Below are 19,927 nucleotides of genomic sequence, written 5' to 3'. Positions count from 1 at the left end.
ATAGAGGCGGGATCGCACGGTTGACACGTGACTAGCTCCTTCCCTCGGAAACGAGTGCTCCGGCTATGTGTTGACGCCATGTCTCGTACGCGGGCGGGTCCACCCGGTCGGACGCGCCCGGCCGCAGTTCCCGGCAGACGCGTGCCGCCTCGTGCGGTTTCATGCCGCACAGCACCTCGGTGGCGAGCTGGGTGTGAGGCACCGTCAGCCCGGCCTGCTCGCGTGCTTCCGCGGCGAACGCCGAGCCCTGGAGGAGCTGCGGCCGGTACTCGCCGGCTCTCTCCCGCAGACGCAGCAACTCGTCCGCACCGGCGCCGCCCGCGTAGGTCGCGGCCAGGCCCACCCCGCCGAACAGGTCTCCGCGTCGGGCCGGCGGGAAGGCGTCTACGAGCGCCAGGACGGCGTCGACGTCGGTGCCGCCGACGAACCACAGCGCCCGGCCGATCCCCTGGTCCACCGCGCGGTGCGCGTAGGAGGCCTGGTCCTGCGGCCATGGCAGCTTCCGCTCACGATGCTGCCCGCGAACGTAGCGGTCGGTGTGGAAGTAGGCCTGGTGAAAGCCGTATCCGTCCAGAATCAGCCACCGCAGGAGCGGGTCGGCGTCCTCCGTGTCCGGGTGCAGCATGCGTGGCAGCCGGGCCATGGCCCAGCCGATACCGACGTAGGCCATGTACGTGTGTGCTCCGCCGCGTCCGGCCAGCAGATCGCTCAGGCGCTGCCCCTTGCTGCCGGGCAGCGCGTCCATGACGGAGCACGCCATGGCCGCACCCTCGTAGGCGAATCCCCGGAACTCCCGGGGAATCGCTTCCAGTCGGGGTTCCGCGGCTCGCGCATCCGGTGCCTCGGCGATCTGCCCGTAGCCTTCGAGGAAGCTACGGCCGACGGTTTCCAACAGTTCCTGGGCCGCGGGGTTCTTCTTCCGGAATCCGCGTACTTCCAGACTGGTGCTGGACAGGGCGGGGGTCAATATTCTGCGCCGGAGCGCACGTAATCCAGCCGTCACTGTGCGGTACCCCCTCGTTTGGGTGCCTCAAGCCGGTGCGGAAAAGCAATGCCGAATGTACCCGGCGGTTCCGGTCCGCTGTCTACTCGAAATGTGCGCTCCCTATTCCCGGTCCCGTACACCGGCGCGTGGGAGCGCGGTTTCGACGCCCGGTCCGGGGCGTGAATGAACCGGGCGCCACCAGCGGAGACCGAACGCTGCGGCCGTCGCTCTTCCGGTAGGGTTCGCCCTGCTGGGAAAGCACGACGAAGGCGAGGCCCGGAGAATGAACGGTCCGGCGATTGTGTCGCGGGAAGAATGGTTAGCGGCCCGGAAGGAACTGCTGGCTCGGGAGAAGCAGTTCGACCGGGAACGGGACGCGCTCAGCGCACAGCGCCGGGCCCTGCCGATGGTCGAGATCACCGAGCCGTACGTCTTCGAAGGACCGGACGGCGCGGCAACCCTCATCGACCTGTTCGACGGCCGCAGTCAACTCATCGTCTATCACTTCATGCTGGCGCCCGACTGGGACGCCGGCTGTACCGGGTGTTCGCTCCTCGCCGACAACATCGGTCACTTGGCCCATCTGCGCGCGGCCGGCACGTCATTCGCCGCGGTCTCCCGCGCACCTCTCTCGAACATCACGAAGTTCCGCGAACGCATGGGGTGGACTTTCCCCTGGTTCTCCTCCCACGGAACGTCGTTCAACTACGATTTCCACGTCACGATGGATGAATCCGTGACACCCGTTCTCTTCAACTTCCGCACGAAGGAAGAACTGCGGGAGGCCGGAATCGGTTCCTGGGCCCTGAGCGGTGAGCAGCACGGTCTGAGCGTCTTCCTCCGCGAGGACGACCGTGTGTTCCACACCTACTCGACGTACTCGCGTGGCACCGATCTCCTCAACGGCACCTTCAATTACCTGGACCTGACCCCCCTCGGGCGCCAGGAGGAGGCCGGGATCATGAACTGGGTCCGTCACCACGACGACTACGGCGACGGGACCGGAGAGGACGGCTGCGGCCACTGCGACTCCTGACGCCGCCGCCCGGTGCCGGGGCCGCCGCGGGACGGTCCACGCCGTCGCCGGCGGCCCCGGGGGTCATCGGCCCGGACGCAGCCGCAGGAGCTGTCCGTCCGGCTCGCCGAGCGAGGTCGTCCGGTTCGTCAGGTAGATGTCGCCGTTCGGAGCGACGGTGACCCCGCCGGGGTGCTCCAGCCCCTCGCGCGCCAGGACCGTCCGGCGTCCGTCCCTCTCGACGCGCACCAGTCGCCCGGTGCGGTCGGGCGAATCGAAGCCCTTCTCGGCCAGTTCGAGCACCAGCATCCGTCCCTGGCGGTCGAAGGCGAGGTCGATGATGCCGGTGAACCCGCTCGTCACGACGACCGGCTTCCGTCCGGGCTCCATGCGCCAGATCCGGGCCTTGCCCAGCTGGGTCGGCTCGCCGCTGTACTCGCTGATGTAGAAGGCGCCGTCGGGCCCCTTCACGATGGTCGACGGCACGGACTCGATCGTCTTGCCGTCGACGATCTGGTCGGGCATCAGGGCCACCATGCGGACCGATCCGTTGTCGGTCACCGACAGGATGTTGTTGCCGCCGGCCTCCGCCACCAGCGTCCCGCCCGGAACCCGGACGATCCCGTAGGCGTTGGCGTTGACGTCAGCGCGGTGCGGGTTGTACCGCTGCTCGAACGCGAGGAGGTCTCCGACCGGGTGGAGGCGGCCCTTCCGGTCGATGGTGCCGGTCTGCGCGAGCCCCCGCGCGGCCGGGCCCAGACCGTTACGGGTGGCCATCTCGCCGCCGAGGCCGAAGACGACGGAGATCCGTCCGCGGCTCGCGTCGACGTCGTGCAGGCCGAGCACACTGAACTCGTTGATCACCGAGGGGAGACCGGTGGCGATGCGCTCGGTCCCGCGCTTCTTCCCCGGGGTGTACGCAGTGATGGCCCCGGTGGCGCCGAAGCAGGCGGGGTACCCGCCCACGCCTGGCGCGCACGGGCCGGGTCCACCCCGGCCGGCCTCGGTGACCAGGACGCGCCCGGCGTGGGCGTCCCAGGTGAGCCCGCGCGGGGTCACCAGGTTCTCGGCGACCACGTCGAGCCGTCCGCCGGCCCCGGCCTGCGAGGCGGCACCGGTCATCAGTCCGCAGAACATGGCGGTGGCGAGCGTGGCGGTGCACAAACGGTGCAGCATCAGAGCCTCCTGGGCGTCATCGTGGGATGGAGCCGGTCGTGCGGCGAGCGCTCCAGGTCTCCCGCCGGGAGGTGTCGGTCGCGTCGCGTTCGGTGTAGTTGTCCCAGACGGCGATGTCGGTGAACCCGGTGGCGCGCAGCGCGTTGTGGACCTCGTCACGGGTGAAGTGGCGCTGCGCGTGCTGCTCGACCGATCGCCGGAACAGCTCTCCCTCGGGCACGAAGAGGGACACGAGGTATTCGTACACGGGTGTGTCCGGCTCGTGCCGGGTGTTCCAGATGTAGGCGAAGTCGCCGAAGTCCTCGCCGAACTCGCCGAGGGCGGCGATCTCCTCGAAGGTGCGCCGGGTACTCAGGTCGAACACGAGCACCCCGCCCGGCCGGAGCGCCCCGACGAGCTGGTGCAGGGTGGTGGCGAGGGCGTCCTGGCCCGTCAGGTAGTTCGCCCCGTCGAAGCAGACGAGGGCCGCGTCGAAGGGTCCCAGTTCCGCGAGCCGTTCGTCGGGGACTGCCAGGCAGAGCAGTTCGGTGCCGGGGGCGGTGCGGGTGCGGGCGACGTCCAGCATCGAGGCGGACGCGTCGACCCCGGTGACCTCGTAGCCGTGGTCCTGCAGCGCCTTGATCGTCATACCGGTGCCGCAGGCGACGTCGAGTACGTTCCGCACCTCGAGACCGGATTCGACGAATCGTTTCCCCGTGAAACCGAGCCACTGCTCGTACGGGACGCGGTCCGCGGCCATCCACCGGTCGTAGACCTGGGCGAGCGCGCTGTACGGAGCCCCGTACCCGTCGCTCGCCTCCGGCCGGGGGCTCACCTCGCGTCCCACGGGCCGGCCTGCGCCATGTACCGCCGGCCGGTGACCTCCCCCGACGTGGTCTGTGCCAGCCACTTCCAGAACGGCAGCGTCACGTCCGGGGTCGGCACGCCCGACAGGTCGAAGCCGGGCTCCGCCTCGGCGTAGCCGCGCGTGCGTATGCCGCCCGGGTCGACGGAGGTGACCCCCACGCCGGTGTCGGCCAGTTCCTCCGCGATGATGCGCGAGGCCTGGTCGAGGGCGGCCTTGCTGGCCCCGTAGATACCCGCGCACGGGAACACGTCCACGGCCGCCTCGCTGGACAGGTTGACCACCAGCCCGCCGGTCTCCCGCAGCAGCGGCAGAGCGAGCTGCGCCAGTGCCACGGGGGCGACCACATTGGTGCGGAGTACCTTCTCGAACACGTCCACCGGGTGGTCGAGCAGCGGCCTGATCGGACTGACCCCCATCTGGGAGGCGTTGTTCACCAGCCAGTCGAGGCGTCCGAGCGAGCCGGCCTCGGTGATCAGCCGTTCCCGGTGCGCGGCCTCCCCCACGTCCCCCGCCACCGCGACGACGGTGGCGCCCCGGTCGGTGAGCCGCTTGGCGACCGCCGTCAGGTCGGACTCGGTCCGTGCGGTGAGCACCAGTCGCCAGCCCGCACCGCCGAGGAACTCGGCGATGGTCTCGCCGAGTCCGGTACTGGCGCCGGTGATCAGAGCGACACGTGATGGTGTGCGGGGGTCGGTCATGGACATCAGCTCCAGTGTCGGCGGGGGCGGTGCCCGCTCAGGTGGACAGGCGGATTCCGTGTTCGGCGTAGCAGCGGACGAGCGTCAGGGCCTCGCCCCATCCGGGCGCGCACTCCCCGAACCGGGCGAGACCGGCCGCGGTCTGCGGCAGTCCGCTCTCCACCACCGTGAGCCAGGTGCCGTCCGGGTGCTCCGCGGTGGTGAAGGTGACCAGCGAGGGCGGTGTGCCCCAGGTGAACGCGAAGCGTTCGTATCGCACGCACTCCATGACCACCCCGTCGTCGGTGACATCGCTGCCGTCGTCCGACCACCCGCGCCAGACCAGGTGCACCGGGCTGCCCTCGGACGGGCCGAAGGTTGAGCCGTTGGTGAACCACTTGTCCCAGCCCGTGCCACTGGACAGCAGGTCGAACACGGCCTCGGGCGCCGCGCGGACCAGCGTGGAATGCAGGATGTCAGGGACCTGAACGGCGCCCCGGGGAATGCCGTTCTCGTCGGTGGTGCTCATGCCGTGCTCTCTCCTTGGTTCTGTGAACTCAGTCGGCGGACGCGGCGGCGTAGACGGGCATCAGTTCCATCCAGCGCGCGTCGGAGTCCGCCACACCGGGCGTGCCGGCCAGGTGTGCTTCGAGGTTGTCGGTGTACATGTGCCAGCCGGCCGCGTAGTCGACCGGGTCGGCCTCCGGTCCGAACCCCACGTGCTCCAGGACCAGTCGGGTGCCGCCGTCGTCCGCAGGGGACAGGTCCAGCCGCAGCTCGGACTCGGTCTCGCCGGTGTAGCGCCAGGTCATGCGCAGCCGGGTGGAGGGCTCCCAGGCGAGAACACGGCAGACGATGGTGTCGCCGTGCTCGCCGCGGCCCTCGAGGACGTACTCCACGTCAGGCCCCGGTATGCCCTCGAGGACCGGGCCGAACCAGTGAGGCAGCCGGTCCGGTTCGGTCCAGGCCCGCCACACCTCGTCGGGCGTCGCCGGAAGGACCCGGTCCAGCCTCGCCGTGCGTGCCGTACGCGATGCCGTTCCGAGGGCGCTGAGCGATCCGCTCATCATGAACTCCGTTTCTGTGCGTGGGCGGGCAGGGGGATTGCGAGTCCTGGTGCCGTGGCAGGCGACATCTGCCCGTCAAGGAGTGGCGTCCGGTGCGTGCTCCCGGTGTGCCGGCCGGAAGCCCTCGTACCGGACGTACTCGGGATTCCGGCCGGTGCGGGGAGCGAGCGTGCCGGGCGTCGCGACGGGGCGGACGTCGCCGGTCACGGCACCAGCGATGGAGGGATGTGCGGGCGGTACACGGCGGGGCCGGGTCGGTCAGGTCTGGGCGGTGAGCGTGGAGTCCCCGGACTCGGCCGACGCGGCCGGGGCTGCCGCGCGGTCGGCCTCGGCGATCGGGCGGCCGAGGGCGAGCACGCCGATGCCGACGCCCGCGATCACTACGAGCACCATGGCGGTGTTCAGGGAGGTCGCATCGGAGAGCCACCCGTAGGCCGTCGGCGTCGCGATGAACGCCGCGTACGCGGGCACCATCATGGCCGCCGCGACGATGTTGACGCGGCTGGGCGCCACCCGGGCCGCGGCGCTGAGGCACGTGGGCTGTACGCCGGCGACGGCGATGCCCATCAGCAGGAAGGCGAAGACGGACAGCCACAGGTCGAAGGCGGCCATCAGCAGCACCCCGGACAGGGCGGTTCCGGCTGCGGAGATCAGGAACGACCTGCGGATGCCGAGGGTGGCCACCAGCCAGGCGTTGATCATCCGCCCGATCATCATCGTGAGGCTGAAGAGCGCGAAGGCCGCGCCGCCGTAGACGATGGGGGCGTCGAGGAGCTGGTCGACGTAGATGACCGACCAGACCTGCACGATGCTCTCGACCGCGATGCCGAGGACCGTCATCACGAAGACCACGCGGAACAGCGGGTTGCGCATCAGCTTGATGAGGCCGATGTCGCCCTCGGCTGCCTCGGCGCCGCTCGGCGCCTCCTCGGGCTCGTCCCGGTTGACCGGCGGGTACCTGATCACGAACGAGGCGACGAGCACCGGCGCCATGATGACGGCGAACAGCACGGCGACCCAGCGGTAGTCCATGCCCAGGCTGATCAGCGCGCCCGCGCCGAGGGCGCTGATGACCGTGCCGCCACTGTTGATCGCGTACATCATGTTCATCACTTCGCGGCCGCCGCGGGCCTGGATCTCCATGAACACGCTGTTGGTGGCGGTGTCGACCAGCGCGGACCCGAGGCCGGCGAGGACGAAGGCGATCAGCAGACCCACGAAGTGGTCGCTCACGGCCAGCATCACGAGCAGTCCGATGAGGGCGAGTTGGCCGTAGATGCCGATCCAGCGGTGATCCAGGTAGCGGTAGATCCGCTTGGCGGCGAGCAGCGTCAGCAGTCCGACGACCGGAAGCAGCAGGTGCGCGGTGCCGAAGAACCCGTCACTCAGGTCGAGGGAGCGGATGACCTCCGCCCAGGCGACCGTCATCACACCGATGGCGATGCCGAACATGAAGAACTGAGTGCCGGACAACCAGGTGACGGCCCGTAAGTTCCACGGGGGTTCGGCTGTCGCCGAATCGGTCCCGTCCTGGTGTTCAGTCGTCACGCTGTCTCCTGGTGCGCCGGATGCCAATGCCTGTGCGGAGTCCGCCGGTACTTGGCGTACTCCTCGGTGTTCATCAGCTCGAATACCGTGCTCATCTCGCTGCGCAGAATCCTTGAGATATCGACTGTCTCCACGAGCTTTTCGTAGAGCTCCGCCAACTCGGGATCGGCGTCGACCTTCGGCATGACCTCGTCGTAGTGCGCCCGGTCGTGGAAGTAGGTGAGTTCGGCGTAGATCACCTCGTCCGGCGCCACGTCGACACCGGAGGCGATGTCCGAGCAGCCGTATTTCGCCTCGGGGTCGCTCACCTCCATCACGGTGCCGCCGATGGCACCGTGCCGCCGGAACACTTCTACGGCGTCGTGGACGACGGCGCGGAAATCCTCTTCGCGTGACCTGGGCACCCTGTGCAGGAACCAGATGAGATACACGGAATCCACCACCCCAGCGAGATTTGAGCCCCGGAAAAGAGGCCTGTGAATCGAGCTGTCCGGCAGGAGGCTATACGAATACGTAGTGAGTGGCAAGGATCACGTCGGGCGCCCCACGACCCGCATGACGTCGCATCCGTACCAGGTCCGCCCGCCGGGGCACCGTGCCGTCGGCACATGCCCCCGCCACGGCGGACCGACGGGGATCCGCCGTCCCGGCCTGCCCACGGTACGGCGGACATGGGAGACGTGGCGCCTCCGCTCCACAGCTGAACTGCCTTGTCCAGCAGGGGTGGTGGCGACTGTCGGCCCCCTCGGGACCAACCGGGCCGACGGGGGCCCCGCAGCGGCTCGACGCGGCCTCCCGGCACTGCCCCGCCGCACCCGCCCACCCGGACCCGACGCGAGGATCGCCTCACCAGCCCGGCCGGCCGTCGCACCGCCCGCCCACCGGCCTCTCCGCACTCCCTTGTAAAGAGCACGAATGTTACTATCGACAACGAGAGTAAAGGAGGCCGCCGTGAAACGAGAATACGGACAGTTCTGCGGTCTGGCCGCCGGGCTGGACGTCATCGGTGAGCGGTGGACACTCCTCATCGTGCGGGAGCTGCTGATCGGTCCCGCCCGCTTCAAGAGCTTGCTGGAGAACCTTCCCGGGATCGGCCCCAACCTGCTCACCGACCGGCTGCGGATGCTCGGCGACCACGGCCTGGTGGAGCAGACGTCCGTGGCCGACGACGGGCGCGCCCGGCTCTACCGGCTCACCGAGTCCGGACAGGAGCTGCGGGAGCCCGTCCTCACGCTCGCGCGCTGGGGCCTGAAGTTCCTCGACGAGTCGGATGCCGACGGGGCGACCCGCGCCGAGTGGGGCTTCCTCGCCGTGCAGGCGATGATCGTCGACGACGCCGTCCCCCAGGTGGACGAGGTCTACGAGTTCAGGGTCGGCGAGCAGACCTTCCAGATCCTGGTGCGCGACGGCCTGGTGTCCTTCGAGCGCGGCGCGGTTGCGGAGCCCGCGCTGACCATCGAGTGCGACGCCGGTACGTTCGTCCGGGTGGGGGCGCGGCTGCTCTCCCCGTTCCAGGCCCTCGCCACCGGCGACGTTCGGATCAAGGGCGACCCGGATGCCGTGCTCCGCTGCACCCTGATGCTCGGCCTGGACTGAGAGCCTGTCGGGTGGCCTTCGACCGGAAAGCGGACGCGGTCCGGTGCGTGCGGTTCCAAGGCGCCGACAGGTCCTCGTAGCGGAGCCACCAGGGCATTTCGGCAACGCCGGAGGCGTGCGTGCCAGGGCGTGGCCGCCCGGTCAGAGGTCACCCGACAGGCTCTGAGCCGCCCGGGCCGGCGGACCGGCCCGCGGGCCCGGCCACTTCGACACCCGGCACCGGTCCGGGCACGACACAACGGTGCACCCCCACACCTCGTGGGGGTGCACCGTCACGTCACGACACAGGTCACTCGGCGGCCAGCTCGGCACCGCCCTGGACCACGTCGATCTTGCCGTCGGGACGGCCGTGGCACTTGATCGAGTTGAGCGTGTAGCGGCCCGCGCCGGTGTAGTCACCCGTCTTGCCGCGGAACGTGCCGTACAGCTTGGCGTTGGTCATCGGGCCCGCGATCGGGTCCGTCGGGTTCGACAGCTGCACGTCGCCGGCGCCGACGGTGCCACGGTCGAAGGTGCGGTCCAGGTTGACCGCGGCCCAGCCGTAGTACCGACCGCGCACGCTCTCCACGAACGGCATGTCGGCGTCGCGCAGGCGCTGCGCACGCGGACCGTCGCCCTGGATGGCCACCTCGCCCTTGCGGGCGAGCGAGGTGAGCGCGATACGGCCGAGCGACACGGGCACCTCGACCATCTCACCCTTGCCGACGAAGCCGCTCGGGTAGAACGGACGCAGCGTCTCGGAGAGGTAGTTGTGCTCCAGGTTGTTGCCGTCGTACTCGACGCTCAGCCCGCGGAACGGGAAGATCTCGTAGTGGCACGAGCCGTCCTCGTTCAGACCCTTGAGCTCCTTCTCGACGGTGAGGTCGGTCCGGATCGTCTCGACGTTGGTGCTCGCGAGCACACGGCCGAGGATGGAGTCGAACCACAGCGGCGAGAGCACCGCACGGACCGCGCCGACGCCAGGGGTCATGATGACGACCCGGCCGCCGATGATGAGCGGCACCGTCTGGTCGAAGTACCCGGTCTCCTCGACCTCGGCCTCGCTGTACACCCGCTGCGGCTTCACGCCGGTGATGTCACCGGTGAGTACGCGCGCCCAGTCGGCGACCTCGGGGTCGTCGTCCGTCGCGTACTTCGCGAGGACGTCCATGGCCCTCGGGCCGGCCGAACGCAGGGCCAGCCACAGCGCGCCCGAGCGGACCAGGCGGTCCTTCTCGGTGCCGATCGTGTCGGAGATGAACGCCAGGCTCTCCTCCGGGTTGCGGTCGGCGAACTCCCACAGCGCGCGCTCGCGCTCCAGGGGGCTCTCGTGCCCTTCGGTGACCTCCCGGAGCTCAGTGTCGCTACGGGTGTCGTACGGCAGGAACTTCTCGGTGATCGGCCGGGCGAAGTCCAGGTACTCCGCGGGGTCGTTGTACCGGGCGGCCGGCGGCGGCGTGAGGGCCACCAGGCCTTCCTGCATCCGGGATTCGATCGATTGGGTCATGTTTCCTCCGCAGTTAGGTAGTGCACCCCGTGCGAGGTAGTTATATGAAAACTAAGTCACATCCACCTGTCAAGCACGATGCCTCCAGGGGCGCCTTGGCGGATACTGGGTCCCGTAGATCATCTACTTAAGGAACGTGTGGCCATATGGAACGAGCTGAACGTCCTGATCTGCCCTCCGTGACCACCACCGCAGCCCTCCTGCGCCTCGGCCGGATCCTGTCGACCGTCTCCGCGGGCACCGCCCGCCACCTGGTGCGACGCTCCTGGGGGCGCCTGAGGGGGCGGCCGGTCACCGCTGCGGACTGGCCCGAGGAGCTCGCGCGGATCGTCGAGCGACTCGGCCCGGCCTTCATCAAGTTCGCCCAGATCGCCAGCACTCGCGAGGACGTCCTGCCGCCCCGCGCCTGCACGGCGCTCAAACGGCTCCACGACAGCGTCGAACCCATGCGGCCCCGGGACGTCCATCACGTGCTGGCGGAGCATCTCGGCCCCGGCTGGGCGCAGTCGCTGACGGACTTCGACCCCGAGCCCCTGGGGTCGGGCAGCATCGCCTGCGTCTACCCGGCCCGTCTGAGCGACGGAACCCGGGTGGCGGTCAAGCTCCGCCGGCCCGGACTCACCGAAACGGTCCGCCGCGACGTCACCATCCTCAGCACGGTCTTCGCGCTCGCGGGACGCCTGCCGGGCCTGCGCGGAGCCCCTCTCGCCGACATGGCGCACGCCGTCGGGGCGAGCGTGCTCCGCCAACTCGACCTCGACTCCGAGGCGCGGAACCTCGCCCTGCTCCACGACGACCTCTCCACCCTCGAGTTCATCGCCGTACCCGCGCCCGTAGCCGCGCTGAGCGGCGAGGCCTGTGTGGTCATGGACTTCGTGCCCGGAGTGCACGACCACGTCGAGGTGGCCGAGCTGAGCACGGAGCGCCGGCGGGCACTCGCCGACCAGACTCTCCGGGCCGTCTTCGAGATGCTGTTCTGCACCGGGCTGGTCCATTGCGACCTGCACCCCGGCAACCTGCGTCTCACCCGCTCCGGCTCCGTGGTCGTACTCGACGCCGGATTCGTCTACCGCGTCCCCGAAGTCGTACGGGAGAACCTGGCCCTGTTCTTCCTCAACCTCGGCTTCCGCAACGGCCCCCGGTGCGCCGAAGCGGTCCTGGCCAGCGCCGAACTGGTCGACCGGCGCAGCGACACCGCCGCCTTCACCGCGGACATGACCCGCCTCGTCGACCGGTACGGCGGCACCACCGCCCGCGACTTCGACCTGATCGCCTTCTCCACCGAGCTGTTCGCCAGCCAACGGCGCAACGGCATCTACGCCTCGTCGGAGTTCGTGTTCCCCCTCCTCGCGCTCCTCATGGTGGAGCAGACGGTCCGCCGTCTCGACCCCGACGTGGACTTCCAGGCCATCGCCCGCCCCATCGTCTTCCGCGCGGCGTCGGGCCGCCCCGCCGGCGAGCGGCGCCGCCGGCTGGAGACAGCCGGCTGAGCGGGAGCCGACGGGAGTACGCGGCCCCGGGCTCTGATGATCGTCGCCACTCGGCCTCCCGGTTGGCGACGATCATCAGTTGCGGGAGTGGAGGCCCGGTGCCGGACCGGTGGGCGCCGCCCCCTCGACGGTGCGCGTCGGCGGCGTGAAGGGACCCCAGGTGAACGCGGGCAGCCACATGGCCGACGGGGCGCTCCAGGACAGCTCGCCGACCTGCCGGACCGTACGCCGCCCGGTCAGAGCGCGGAAGATCTCCAGACTCCCTCCGCGCAACGTGGCGGCCGGTTCGCCCTCCCCCGCGGTCCACACCCGGTCGGGCGTCCGGATACGCAACGGAGGCAGGCCATGCCCGTTCAGTGACAGGGTGAAGCCCATGACGGCGAGATCCAGCGCGTCGGCGAGGGCGGGGGAACGGTCGGGCGGGGGTATGCCAAGGGCCGAACGGAGATCGAGCTCGTGCGAGAGCGCGTCCAGAGGAAGTATGCGGCGGCGCAGCCAGTCCGCACGCGGCAGCACCCCTGGCAGCTCTTTCTCCAACTCGGCCCAAGTGAGGACGAGTTCGGCGACAGGTATGTCCGGAGGGGGAGGCGGCGGCTCGCTGATCTCGCCCGGCTCCTCGTCGACGGCCATGCGGCAGACCACCACGAGGTGTCCGACGAGATCGCGCACGCTCCAGCCGGGACAGGCCGGCACGGGGAGCTCCGCGACCGACGGGCCCGAGGTGACGAGTCGGGTGATGTTCTCCCGACAGGCGCGGTAGGTGAGGTGGTGGACGGTGTCCGGCAGCGGTTCAGCGGCCCTGTCCGTCATACGGCAGACCCGCTTCCCCGGACGATCCCGGCCCGGTAGCCGTCGGCCACGATCCGCCGGGCGGCGTGCTGGTAGTACTCGTCGTCCTTGGGCAGCTCCGTTGCGAGGCAGCTGACGTAGCGGTTGTACATGCAGAACGCCGCGGCGATCAGAACGGTGTCGTGCAGGTCAGTGTCGTCCACGCCCTCGGCGCGAGCCGCCGCGATCGCCTTGTCGGAGACCGGACGCGCGGCACTCCGGACCTCGGCCGCCACGCCCAGCAACGCACGCAGCCGGCCACTGATCGGTGCGGTTTCGGGGTCGGCCAGCACGGCCCGGACCAGCTCCTGTCCGCCGGCCAACTGCGCGGCGGCGAAAGCCCCGTGCGAGGAGGAGCAGAATTCGGTGCCGTTGAGCCGCGAGACGTACGCCGCGATCAGCTCACGCTCTCCCGCTTCGAGCGAGGACGGCGCCCTCAGCAGAGCGTCCGCGAGGTCGCCCAGCGGCCCGCCGGTTCCGGGACGGTGGGCCATCAGTCCGGTGATTCCGGGGAGGTCGTTGTTCAGTGCGATATGGGGCATGGCTCTTCCTCCAGGAGAAGGGGGAGACAGACGTCCGGCGAGGGTCAAGTGGCGGCGGAGCGACCGGGCCTCGTGATGCCAGGAAGCTAATGAACCGTCCTGTCCGTGGCAACTGCGCCTCGGAACAAGGGAACACCCGGTGTCACGGCCGGACCTCCGACCGAGCACAAGGAAGGGACGCCCCGTCCTCCTGCGATCAAGCCCCGGAGCAGCGGCATCTGTTCGGCGGCTGCCGGGGCGTCCGGCGCCGCGCACACCGCGGGTGTGCCCCGGGCCGTTCGGCAGGGGCGCGGGCGTCCGCGAACCGGCCCTCAAGAAGAGCACTCCGGGAGAAGCCCACCCATGCGCGGTGCTGATGTAATGAGCCACCGTTCCCCGACCGTGGAGGTTCAGGCATGGCCATCAGCACGGGAGCCTCACCACAGATCCTGCGAGGCGGGCTCGACTCGCTCAACAGCCGTCATCATCAACTCGGCCTGCGTCTCTTCATGTTCATCGTCGTCGCGCACTGGGCGGAACACCTGGTCCAGGCGTACCAGATCTACGTCATGGGCTGGCCGATCCCGGAGGCGCGCGGCGTGCTGGGGATGCCGTTCCCGTGGCTCGTCACTTCGGAGTGGATGCACTATGGCTACGCCCTGGTGATGATGGTCGGCCTGTTCCTCCTTCGCCCGGGCTTCACCGGCCGCTCGGGTACCTGGTGGAAGGTGTCGCTGGGGATCCAGGTGTGGCATCACCTGGAGCACCTGCTGCTCCTGGTCCAAGTGCTCGCGGGAGCACACCTGCTGGGCAAGTCCGCTCCCATGAGCCTGGTTCAGCTGATCATGCCCCGGGTGGAACTGCACCTCTTCTACAACACCCTGGTGACGATCCCCATGGTGGTGGCGATGTACCTGCACACCCGCGCGGACCGGCCGGACAACGCCACCGCACGGTGTGCCTGCGCGCCGAAGGACTGAACGCATGGCCTCGGGCGGGAGCAGGCCCTCCGGGTTCGTGTCCCTGCTGCTCCTGCTGGCCGGAGTCCTGCTGTTCTGGGTGACGGTGCCGAACCTCGGCACCGCTGCCAGGGCCGCCACGGCGGACGGGCCGCGGGGTACCTTCACCGCCGCCCGTCTCGTGTGCGCGGGTCACTCCGGGCACACCACGTGCGAGTGGTCGGGCACGTTCCGGTCCGACGACGGCACTGTGGAGCTCGTGGGCGTCAAGCTGTACGGGAGCGGCCGGGACACGTTCGAGGCCGGACAGACGGCGCCGGCCGTGGACGTGGGCAACGCGGGACGGGTCTACGGGCCGACCGGATCGCGTGCGTGGATCATCACGGTCGTGCTGGTGGTGCTCGCCTATGTCCTGCTCGTGGCCGTGGCCCGCCGGCACCTGATGCCTCCCCCGCTCCCCGGAAGACGAAAGCCGACCCCATGACGCACTGCGACAGGTCCGTCCCCCCTCCTTGCCGGTCGGCCGTATACCGATGTCGCGGCCGGTGGCCCGCAGATGGCGGGCAAACAGGCCGAGCGCCCGGAGGGTGGGCTGCGGACGGAATGCGGGGAGCCACCCCAAGAAGGCCACCTCGGTCTCCCCGCTGGGTGCACTCGACGGCGGTTCCTACCCCCTGAAGGTCTCCAGCAGCCGCAGCCACACCTCGCTGATGGTCGGGTACGCCGGAACCGCGTGCCACAGGCGGTCGATGGGGACCTCCCCCGCGACCGCGACCGTCGCCGAGTGCAGGAGTTCCCCGATGCCCGGGCCGACGAAGGTGACGCCGAGGAGGATCTCACGGTCCAGGTCCACGATCATCCGGGCGCGGCCCCGGTAGCCGTCGGCGTAGAGGCCGGAGCCGGCGACCGAGGCGAGGTCGTAGTCGACGGCGCGTACGCGGTGGCCGGCGCGTTCGGCGTCGGTGAGGGTGAGGCCGACGGATGCGGCCTCGGGGTCGGTGAAGACGACCTGGGGAACGGCCGCGTGGTCGGCGGTGGCCGCGTGGGCGCCCCAGGGGCCGGTCTCCAGGAGGGGGGCCTTCCGGGCGCGGGCGGCGATCGCCGCGCCCGCGATCCGGGCCTGGTACTTGCCCTGGTGGGTCAGCAGGGCGCGGTGGTTGACGTCCCCGACCGCGTACAGCCAGTCCGTGCCCTCGACACGGCAGCTGTCGTCCACGGTGAGCCAGGAGCCGGGTTCGAGGCCGATCGTCTCCAGGCCCAGGTCGTCCGTGCGCGGGGCCCGGCCGGTGGCGAAGAGGATCTCGTCGGCCTCGATGCGGTCGCCGTCGTCCAGGTCGACGGTGACCGGGCCGTCGGGTGCGGGGCGCCGGACCTCGGTGACGGAGACGCCGGTACGGATCCGGGCCCCGGCCTCCGTGAGGGCGTCGGCGATCAGCTCGCCCGCGAAGGGCTCCATCTTCGGGAGCAGGCCGCTGCCCCGGATCAGCAGGGTCACCTCGGAGCCGAGCGCCTGCCAGACGGTCGCCATCTCCACGCCCACGACTCCCCCGCCGACGACCACGAGCCGGCGGGGAGCCTCCTTGGCGCTGGTGGCCTCACGGCTGGTCCAGGGGCGTGCCTCCTCGATGCCGGGGAGGGCGGGGACGACGGCCCGGCTGCCGGTGCAGACGGCGACGGCATGCCGGGCGGAGAGCCGGTGCTCCGTGCCGTCGGGGGCAGTGACGGTGACCGCGCGGGGGCCGGTGAGGCGGCCCATGCCCCGGTGGACGTCCGCGCCGACGCTCTCCAGCCAGGCGACCTGGCCGTCGTCCTTCCAGTGGCTCGTCTCCTCGTCGCGGTGGGCGAGGACGGCCTGGACGTCCAGGGTGCCCTGTACGGCGGAGCTCAGGCCCGGCACCCGGCGGGCGTCGGCGCGGGCGACGACGGGGCGCAGCAGCGCCTTGCTCGGCATGCAGGCCCAGTAGGAGCATTCGCCGCCGACCAGCTCGGACTCCACCACCGCGGTGGCAAGCCCGGCGGCGCGGGCCCGGTCGGCCACGTTCTCCCCCACCGGACCCGCACCGATGACCACGACGTCGTAATCGGAGCGCTCGGAGTTCTTCACTGCGTCAGTCATGGAAACAGTGTCGTCGCGGGTGTGCGCCCCGGCCACATGGGCAGGCGGAATAGCGCACGTGCAGTCACCGTTGTGCCGGACAGGACCCGACAGGACCCCCACGGGCACAGGAAGAGGTACCCCGACCATGAGCACCGTCGAGCTCACCAAGGAAAACTTCGATCAGGTCGTCAGTGACAACGCGTTTGTCCTGATCGACTTCTGGGCTTCGTGGTGCGGCCCCTGCCGACAGTTCGCGCCCGTCTACGACTCGGCCTCCGAGCGCCACCCCGACCTGGTCTTCGCCAAGGTCGACACGGAGGCGCAGCAGGAGCTGGCGGCGGCCTTCGAGATCCGGTCCATCCCGACACTGATGATCGTCCGCGACAACGTCGCGGTCTTCTCGCAGCCCGGCGCACTGCCCGAGGCGGCTCTCGAGGACGTCATCGGACAGGCCCGGAAGCTGGACATGGACGAGGTCCACAAGTCCGTCGAGGAGCAGAAGCGGGCGGCCGAGGCGGGGCAGGGCCGGCCGGAGCCCCAGTAGCCACCCGTCCGGCGCACCGCACCGGGTGAGGGGCCCTGACCGACACCGTGGACACGGTGTTCGCGGTCGGGGCCCTCGGTCCGTGCGTGCCCGCGGCGGCGAGCACGCGCTCTCAGGACGCCGGGCGTCCGCCCTCGGCCCCCGCCACGCGGACCGACATGCCGTAGTCCAGCTCCTCGCCGTCGATGAGCACCGCCTCCACCGTCCGGGTCTCCGGGTCGACGTCCGCCTCCATGCCCTCGCCCGCGTACCGGGGGTAGCCCGAGGCCCCCGTCTCGCCGGTGGCGGCGACGACCGCGGACCGGATCGGCCGGCCGGGGGCTCCCGTCCGGGTCCGGCTGTGGTCGGGGATCAGGAGGAGTTCGTAACTCTGCGGATGGCTCATGCCTCCGACGCTAGACATCCGCCGCGCGCCGCGCATGTCGTCGCGCCGGAGGCGGTCAGCTGGATTCCCGGTGTACGGCGCTGGTGCGGAGCAGGTCGTGGTGGACCGGCGGCCCGCCAGGGTGCTGGACCATGCGGTCGATCGTCTCGGCCAGCGGGTGCGGAATGGCGAGCTCCATGCGGACGGTGCTCAGCCTCGGACGCAGCAGTCTGCCGATGAGGGAGTCGTCCGCGCCGATCACCGCCGTGTCCGCGGGTACGGCGACCCCCGCGTCCTGGAGGGCCCGCATCAGCAGCATGGCGTACTCGTCGTTGTACGCGAACACCGCGTCCAGTCCCAGTTCCGGCCAGCGGGCGGCCAACTGGTGAGCCGACTCCTCCTCGTACCGCAGCGGGAGCGGGCAGACGCGGGCCCCCGCCGGTTCGGCGGCGCGCCGCGCCCCGGCGAGGCGGGGTTCGGAGAAGAGTGCCCGGCCCGGTTCCTGCGGCATGACCACGCCGATGTGGCGACGGCCGCGGGCGAGCAGATGTTCCACCGCGCTGCCGCCGACCTGGCGTTGGTCCAGGACCAGGCCGTGCGCCCCGGCCACCGGGTGGGGGCCCAGGGTGATCACCGCCTTGGCGCCGGAGCGGGTCAGGATGCCCGTGCCGTGCGCGGTGAGGGCGATCCCCGGCGGTACGACGACGGCGACGGGCCGCAGTTCGGCCCAGGCCGTGGCCGCCTCGTCGGCGGTGAGACCGACGCTGCCGTACTGGACGACGGTGTAGTCCAGGCGGCGCAGCCCCGACTGGAGTTCCTCGAAGAAGTACTGGTGCAGCGGTCCCGCCGGTATGTGTCCCGAGGGCAGCAGGACCATGCGGCTGTGTCCGGCGCGCAGGCTGCGGGCAGCCGCGTGCGGAACGTAGCCGAGCTGGAGGGCGGCCTCCCTGACCCGGCGTCGGGTGGGTTCACTGATCCGGACGGTGGCGTTGTTGTTCAGTACGTACGACACGGTGGCCCGGGACACTCCGGCGAGGCGCGCGACATCGGCGCTGGTCGGAACGGAGACTTCGGCGGGCTGCTTGGGTAACTGGCTCATGGCGTCGGGCAGTCTTCCAGACCCGTGGGAGCGGGTTTCGGCCCGGGGCCCGCAGCTTCGGTCACGCGGGCCGGAACGCCGCCCCACGGCCCCGGCCCGACGCCCCGCTCCCGTGACCGGGCGGTGGAGGTTCTACGGTGTTGCGATGACGTTCCACGACAGCGCGTACCGATCCGACAACCCCTTTGACGTGCCCGGCAGCAGCGGGCCGACCGCCACCGCACAGGCCGATCCCGACGACGTGGGCCCCGTGCGCACTTCCTACGCCCCCGACCGCGACGGCGATCCCGACCCCGGTGAGATCGTCTGGACCTGGGTGCCTTTCGAGGAGAACGACGGGCGGGGTAAGGACCGGCCGGTGCTCGTCGTGGCCCGCGAGGAGACGGGCACGCTGCTCGCCGTCCAGCTCTCCAGCAAGCAGCAGGACCGGGACCACGAGTGGGTGGCACTGGGCGCGGGCCCGTGGGACAGCTCGGGGCGGCCGTCCTGGGTCGATCTGGACCGAGTGCTGCGGGTCCACGAGGACGGGATGCGCCGGGAGGCGTGCGCCCTGGACCGGGAGCGTTTCGACCGGGTAACCGGGCGGCTGCGCGAGCGGTACGGCTGGAGCTGAGCGGCGACGGGGCGGGGGATGGCAGGCGGGCCTCGCGACCCCCGCGCCGACGGCACGGCTGGAGCCGAGCGGTCCTGCCGCGGCGCGGGCCCGGCAGGACCCGCCTCACGTGAAGGCCCGGGCGAAGGCGGCCCGGACCGGGGAGTCGGGGTCCCGGTCCAGGATCCCGAAGACGATCTGCTCGAAGTGGCCGCCGAACCGGCCGCCCGCGCCGAGCAGTTCCCGGAACGCCTCCGCCACCTGCGCCGGGTCGTTCCGGAAGACTCCACAGCCCCAGGCCCCCAGGACGAGCCTGCGGTAACCCCGTACGGCCGCGACCTCCAGCACCCGTTCGGCGCGGGAGGCCAGGGTGGCCGGGATGCGGTGCGCCTCCTCGGGGGTCCGGCGCTGGATCACCCCGGCGTTGGGCGCGGGCGAGGTGAGGAACCCGACGGTGTACGGGGCGTCCAGGAAGCGGCCCCGGTCGTCGCGGAAGACCGGCACCGCGGGCGAGTGGATCACCCGGTCGGTGTAGAAGGCGCTGCGTTCGGCGCGGTGGTGCGCGTAGTACTCGGGGGCGCGCAGGAGGGTCGTGTGGAGGGCGGATCCGCGGCACAGGGCCTCCTCCTGGGCCTGGGCGCCGTTGAGGTAGCCGCCGCCGGGGTTGCGGGCCGAGGCGTAGCTGAGGACGGCGACCCGGCCGGGCGCCTCGCCGGTCATCCGTCGGGCGGCGGCGAGGCTGCTCTCGCCGGTGACCTCGAAGCGCGGGGTGCGGTCGGTGTCCAGGGCGGCGACGGGCACCGGGTCCGGCCCGTAGAGCCTGGTGCCGGACAGCGCGGCGGTCACGGCCCGCTCGATGGACACGTCCTGACCTGCCGCGTTGCGATATCGCCCGGCCTCGACGACCGCTTCCGTATCGCGCGCGATGCCGCGCAGCCGCGCGCTCACCGGCGCTCCCCCGTGTGGTGCATACGGGGCATGCTGATGGGGAACCCGGCTTGGGCGCAACCGGATTTCCCGGCCCGGGGGCACTCT

At 70.8% G+C, this 19,927-nt stretch carries 22 protein-coding genes; 7 read left to right on the top strand and 15 right to left on the bottom strand.

The features are described 5' to 3' along the window. Positions 1–31: 31 nt before the first annotated feature. On the bottom strand, positions 32–1,003 hold the full coding sequence (locus IG90_RS0133910) for a DUF1702 family protein (protein ID WP_030593538.1): 972 nt from the start codon (positions 1,001–1,003) through the stop codon (positions 32–34). Between the two features lie 265 nt (positions 1,004–1,268). Here IG90_RS0133910 and IG90_RS0133905 point away from each other — a divergent pair, with 265 nt between their 5' ends. Next, positions 1,269–2,021, top strand: coding sequence for a DUF899 domain-containing protein (locus tag IG90_RS0133905; RefSeq protein ID WP_030593536.1), 753 nt, complete (start codon positions 1,269–1,271; stop codon positions 2,019–2,021). A 63-nt stretch (positions 2,022–2,084) separates the two neighbouring features. On the opposite strand, the gene IG90_RS0133900 is transcribed toward IG90_RS0133905, so the two are convergent. The 7 genes from IG90_RS0133900 to IG90_RS0133865 all read right to left on the bottom strand — a co-directional run bounded on the left by IG90_RS0133900 (position 2,085) and on the right by IG90_RS0133865 (position 7,746). Continuing rightward, positions 2,085–3,176 carry a ScyD/ScyE family protein gene (locus IG90_RS0133900; RefSeq protein WP_030593533.1) on the bottom strand — a complete coding sequence of 364 codons (1,092 nt, stop codon included), beginning with the start codon at positions 3,174–3,176 and terminating at the stop codon, positions 2,085–2,087. Between the two features lie 16 nt (positions 3,177–3,192). Next, positions 3,193–3,990: a class I SAM-dependent DNA methyltransferase gene (locus tag IG90_RS0133895; protein ID WP_124265320.1), complete on the bottom strand. Its 798-nt coding sequence runs from the start codon at positions 3,988–3,990 to the stop codon at positions 3,193–3,195. Then, the gene (locus IG90_RS0133890; protein WP_233436161.1) at positions 3,987–4,727 is read right to left on the bottom strand and encodes an SDR family NAD(P)-dependent oxidoreductase; all 741 of its coding nucleotides are present in this window, start codon (positions 4,725–4,727) and stop codon (positions 3,987–3,989) included. The genes IG90_RS0133895 and IG90_RS0133890 overlap by 4 nt, the downstream gene beginning before the upstream one ends. A gap of 31 nt (positions 4,728–4,758) precedes the next feature. After that, the gene (locus IG90_RS0133885; RefSeq protein ID WP_030593523.1) at positions 4,759–5,229 is read right to left on the bottom strand and encodes an SRPBCC family protein; all 471 of its coding nucleotides are present in this window, start codon (positions 5,227–5,229) and stop codon (positions 4,759–4,761) included. A 28-nt stretch (positions 5,230–5,257) separates the two neighbouring features. Continuing rightward, on the bottom strand, positions 5,258–5,767 hold the full coding sequence (locus IG90_RS0133880) for an SRPBCC family protein (RefSeq protein ID WP_233436160.1): 510 nt from the start codon (positions 5,765–5,767) through the stop codon (positions 5,258–5,260). 258 nt (positions 5,768–6,025) lie between these two features. Beyond that, positions 6,026–7,315: an MFS transporter gene (locus tag IG90_RS0133870; RefSeq protein ID WP_233436159.1), complete on the bottom strand. Its 1,290-nt coding sequence runs from the start codon at positions 7,313–7,315 to the stop codon at positions 6,026–6,028. Beyond that, a complete protein-coding gene (locus IG90_RS0133865) occupies positions 7,312–7,746 on the bottom strand; it encodes a DUF1428 family protein (protein WP_030593515.1) in 435 nt (144 codons plus the stop codon). The genes IG90_RS0133870 and IG90_RS0133865 overlap by 4 nt, the downstream gene beginning before the upstream one ends. A gap of 520 nt (positions 7,747–8,266) precedes the next feature. Between IG90_RS0133865 and IG90_RS0133860 the strand changes: the two genes are divergently transcribed. Further along, positions 8,267–8,911: a winged helix-turn-helix transcriptional regulator gene (locus IG90_RS0133860; protein ID WP_030593513.1), complete on the top strand. Its 645-nt coding sequence runs from the start codon at positions 8,267–8,269 to the stop codon at positions 8,909–8,911. A gap of 289 nt (positions 8,912–9,200) precedes the next feature. Here the strand turns inward: IG90_RS0133860 and IG90_RS0133855 are convergent, their stop codons facing one another. Then, positions 9,201–10,397: a HEAT repeat domain-containing protein gene (locus IG90_RS0133855; RefSeq protein WP_030593510.1), complete on the bottom strand. Its 1,197-nt coding sequence runs from the start codon at positions 10,395–10,397 to the stop codon at positions 9,201–9,203. Between the two features lie 179 nt (positions 10,398–10,576). Here IG90_RS0133855 and IG90_RS0133850 point away from each other — a divergent pair, with 179 nt between their 5' ends. Continuing rightward, on the top strand, positions 10,577–11,887 hold the full coding sequence (locus IG90_RS0133850; RefSeq protein WP_233436158.1) for an ABC1 kinase family protein: 1,311 nt from the start codon (positions 10,577–10,579) through the stop codon (positions 11,885–11,887). 75 nt (positions 11,888–11,962) lie between these two features. Here IG90_RS0133850 and IG90_RS0133845 read toward each other — a convergent pair whose 3' ends face one another. Further along, a complete protein-coding gene (locus tag IG90_RS0133845) occupies positions 11,963–12,697 on the bottom strand; it encodes a maleylpyruvate isomerase family mycothiol-dependent enzyme (RefSeq protein WP_051860371.1) in 735 nt (244 codons plus the stop codon). After that, complete coding sequence (locus IG90_RS0133840; protein WP_030593486.1) at positions 12,694–13,257, bottom strand: carboxymuconolactone decarboxylase family protein; 564 nt, start codon at positions 13,255–13,257, stop codon at positions 12,694–12,696. Before IG90_RS0133840 ends, IG90_RS0133845 begins: the two co-directional genes overlap by 4 nt. Before the next feature lie 395 nt (positions 13,258–13,652). Between IG90_RS0133840 and IG90_RS0133835 the strand changes: the two genes are divergently transcribed. Beyond that, positions 13,653–14,216, top strand: a complete 564-nt coding sequence (locus IG90_RS0133835; RefSeq protein WP_030593484.1) for a hypothetical protein — start codon at positions 13,653–13,655, stop codon at positions 14,214–14,216. 4 nt (positions 14,217–14,220) lie between these two features. Beyond that, a complete protein-coding gene (locus IG90_RS0133830; protein ID WP_030593481.1) occupies positions 14,221–14,679 on the top strand; it encodes a hypothetical protein in 459 nt (152 codons plus the stop codon). Between the two features lie 183 nt (positions 14,680–14,862). Here the strand turns inward: IG90_RS0133830 and IG90_RS0133825 are convergent, their stop codons facing one another. Further along, positions 14,863–16,311, bottom strand: a complete 1,449-nt coding sequence (locus IG90_RS0133825) for a dihydrolipoyl dehydrogenase family protein (RefSeq protein ID WP_030593478.1) — start codon at positions 16,309–16,311, stop codon at positions 14,863–14,865. Positions 16,312–16,438: 127 nt separating this feature from the next. On the opposite strand from IG90_RS0133825, the gene trxA reads away from it, so the two are divergent. Then, entirely contained in the window at positions 16,439–16,837 is a 399-nt protein-coding gene (gene trxA / locus IG90_RS0133820; RefSeq protein WP_030593474.1) for a thioredoxin, read from the top strand. Between the two features lie 112 nt (positions 16,838–16,949). Here the strand turns inward: trxA and IG90_RS0133815 are convergent, their stop codons facing one another. Both IG90_RS0133815 and IG90_RS0133810 read right to left on the bottom strand, forming a co-directional pair. Then, positions 16,950–17,222, bottom strand: coding sequence for a hypothetical protein (locus IG90_RS0133815; protein ID WP_030593471.1), 273 nt, complete (start codon positions 17,220–17,222; stop codon positions 16,950–16,952). Positions 17,223–17,277: 55 nt separating this feature from the next. Beyond that, positions 17,278–18,300: a LacI family DNA-binding transcriptional regulator gene (locus IG90_RS0133810; RefSeq protein WP_030593469.1), complete on the bottom strand. Its 1,023-nt coding sequence runs from the start codon at positions 18,298–18,300 to the stop codon at positions 17,278–17,280. 145 nt (positions 18,301–18,445) lie between these two features. Between IG90_RS0133810 and IG90_RS0133805 the strand changes: the two genes are divergently transcribed. Continuing rightward, positions 18,446–18,913, top strand: coding sequence for a type II toxin-antitoxin system PemK/MazF family toxin (locus IG90_RS0133805; RefSeq protein WP_030593466.1), 468 nt, complete (start codon positions 18,446–18,448; stop codon positions 18,911–18,913). Between the two features lie 105 nt (positions 18,914–19,018). Here IG90_RS0133805 and IG90_RS0133800 read toward each other — a convergent pair whose 3' ends face one another. After that, a complete protein-coding gene (locus IG90_RS0133800) occupies positions 19,019–19,840 on the bottom strand; it encodes a TIGR02452 family protein (RefSeq protein ID WP_030593463.1) in 822 nt (273 codons plus the stop codon). Positions 19,841–19,927 lie beyond the last annotated feature (87 nt).

It is taken from the genome of Streptomyces anulatus (assembly GCF_000721175.1).
Lineage (GTDB): Bacteria > Actinomycetota > Actinomycetes > Streptomycetales > Streptomycetaceae > Streptomyces > Streptomyces anulatus_C.
Note: the sequence above shows the minus strand (reverse complement) of the source record. Positions and strands in the feature narration are given on the sequence as shown.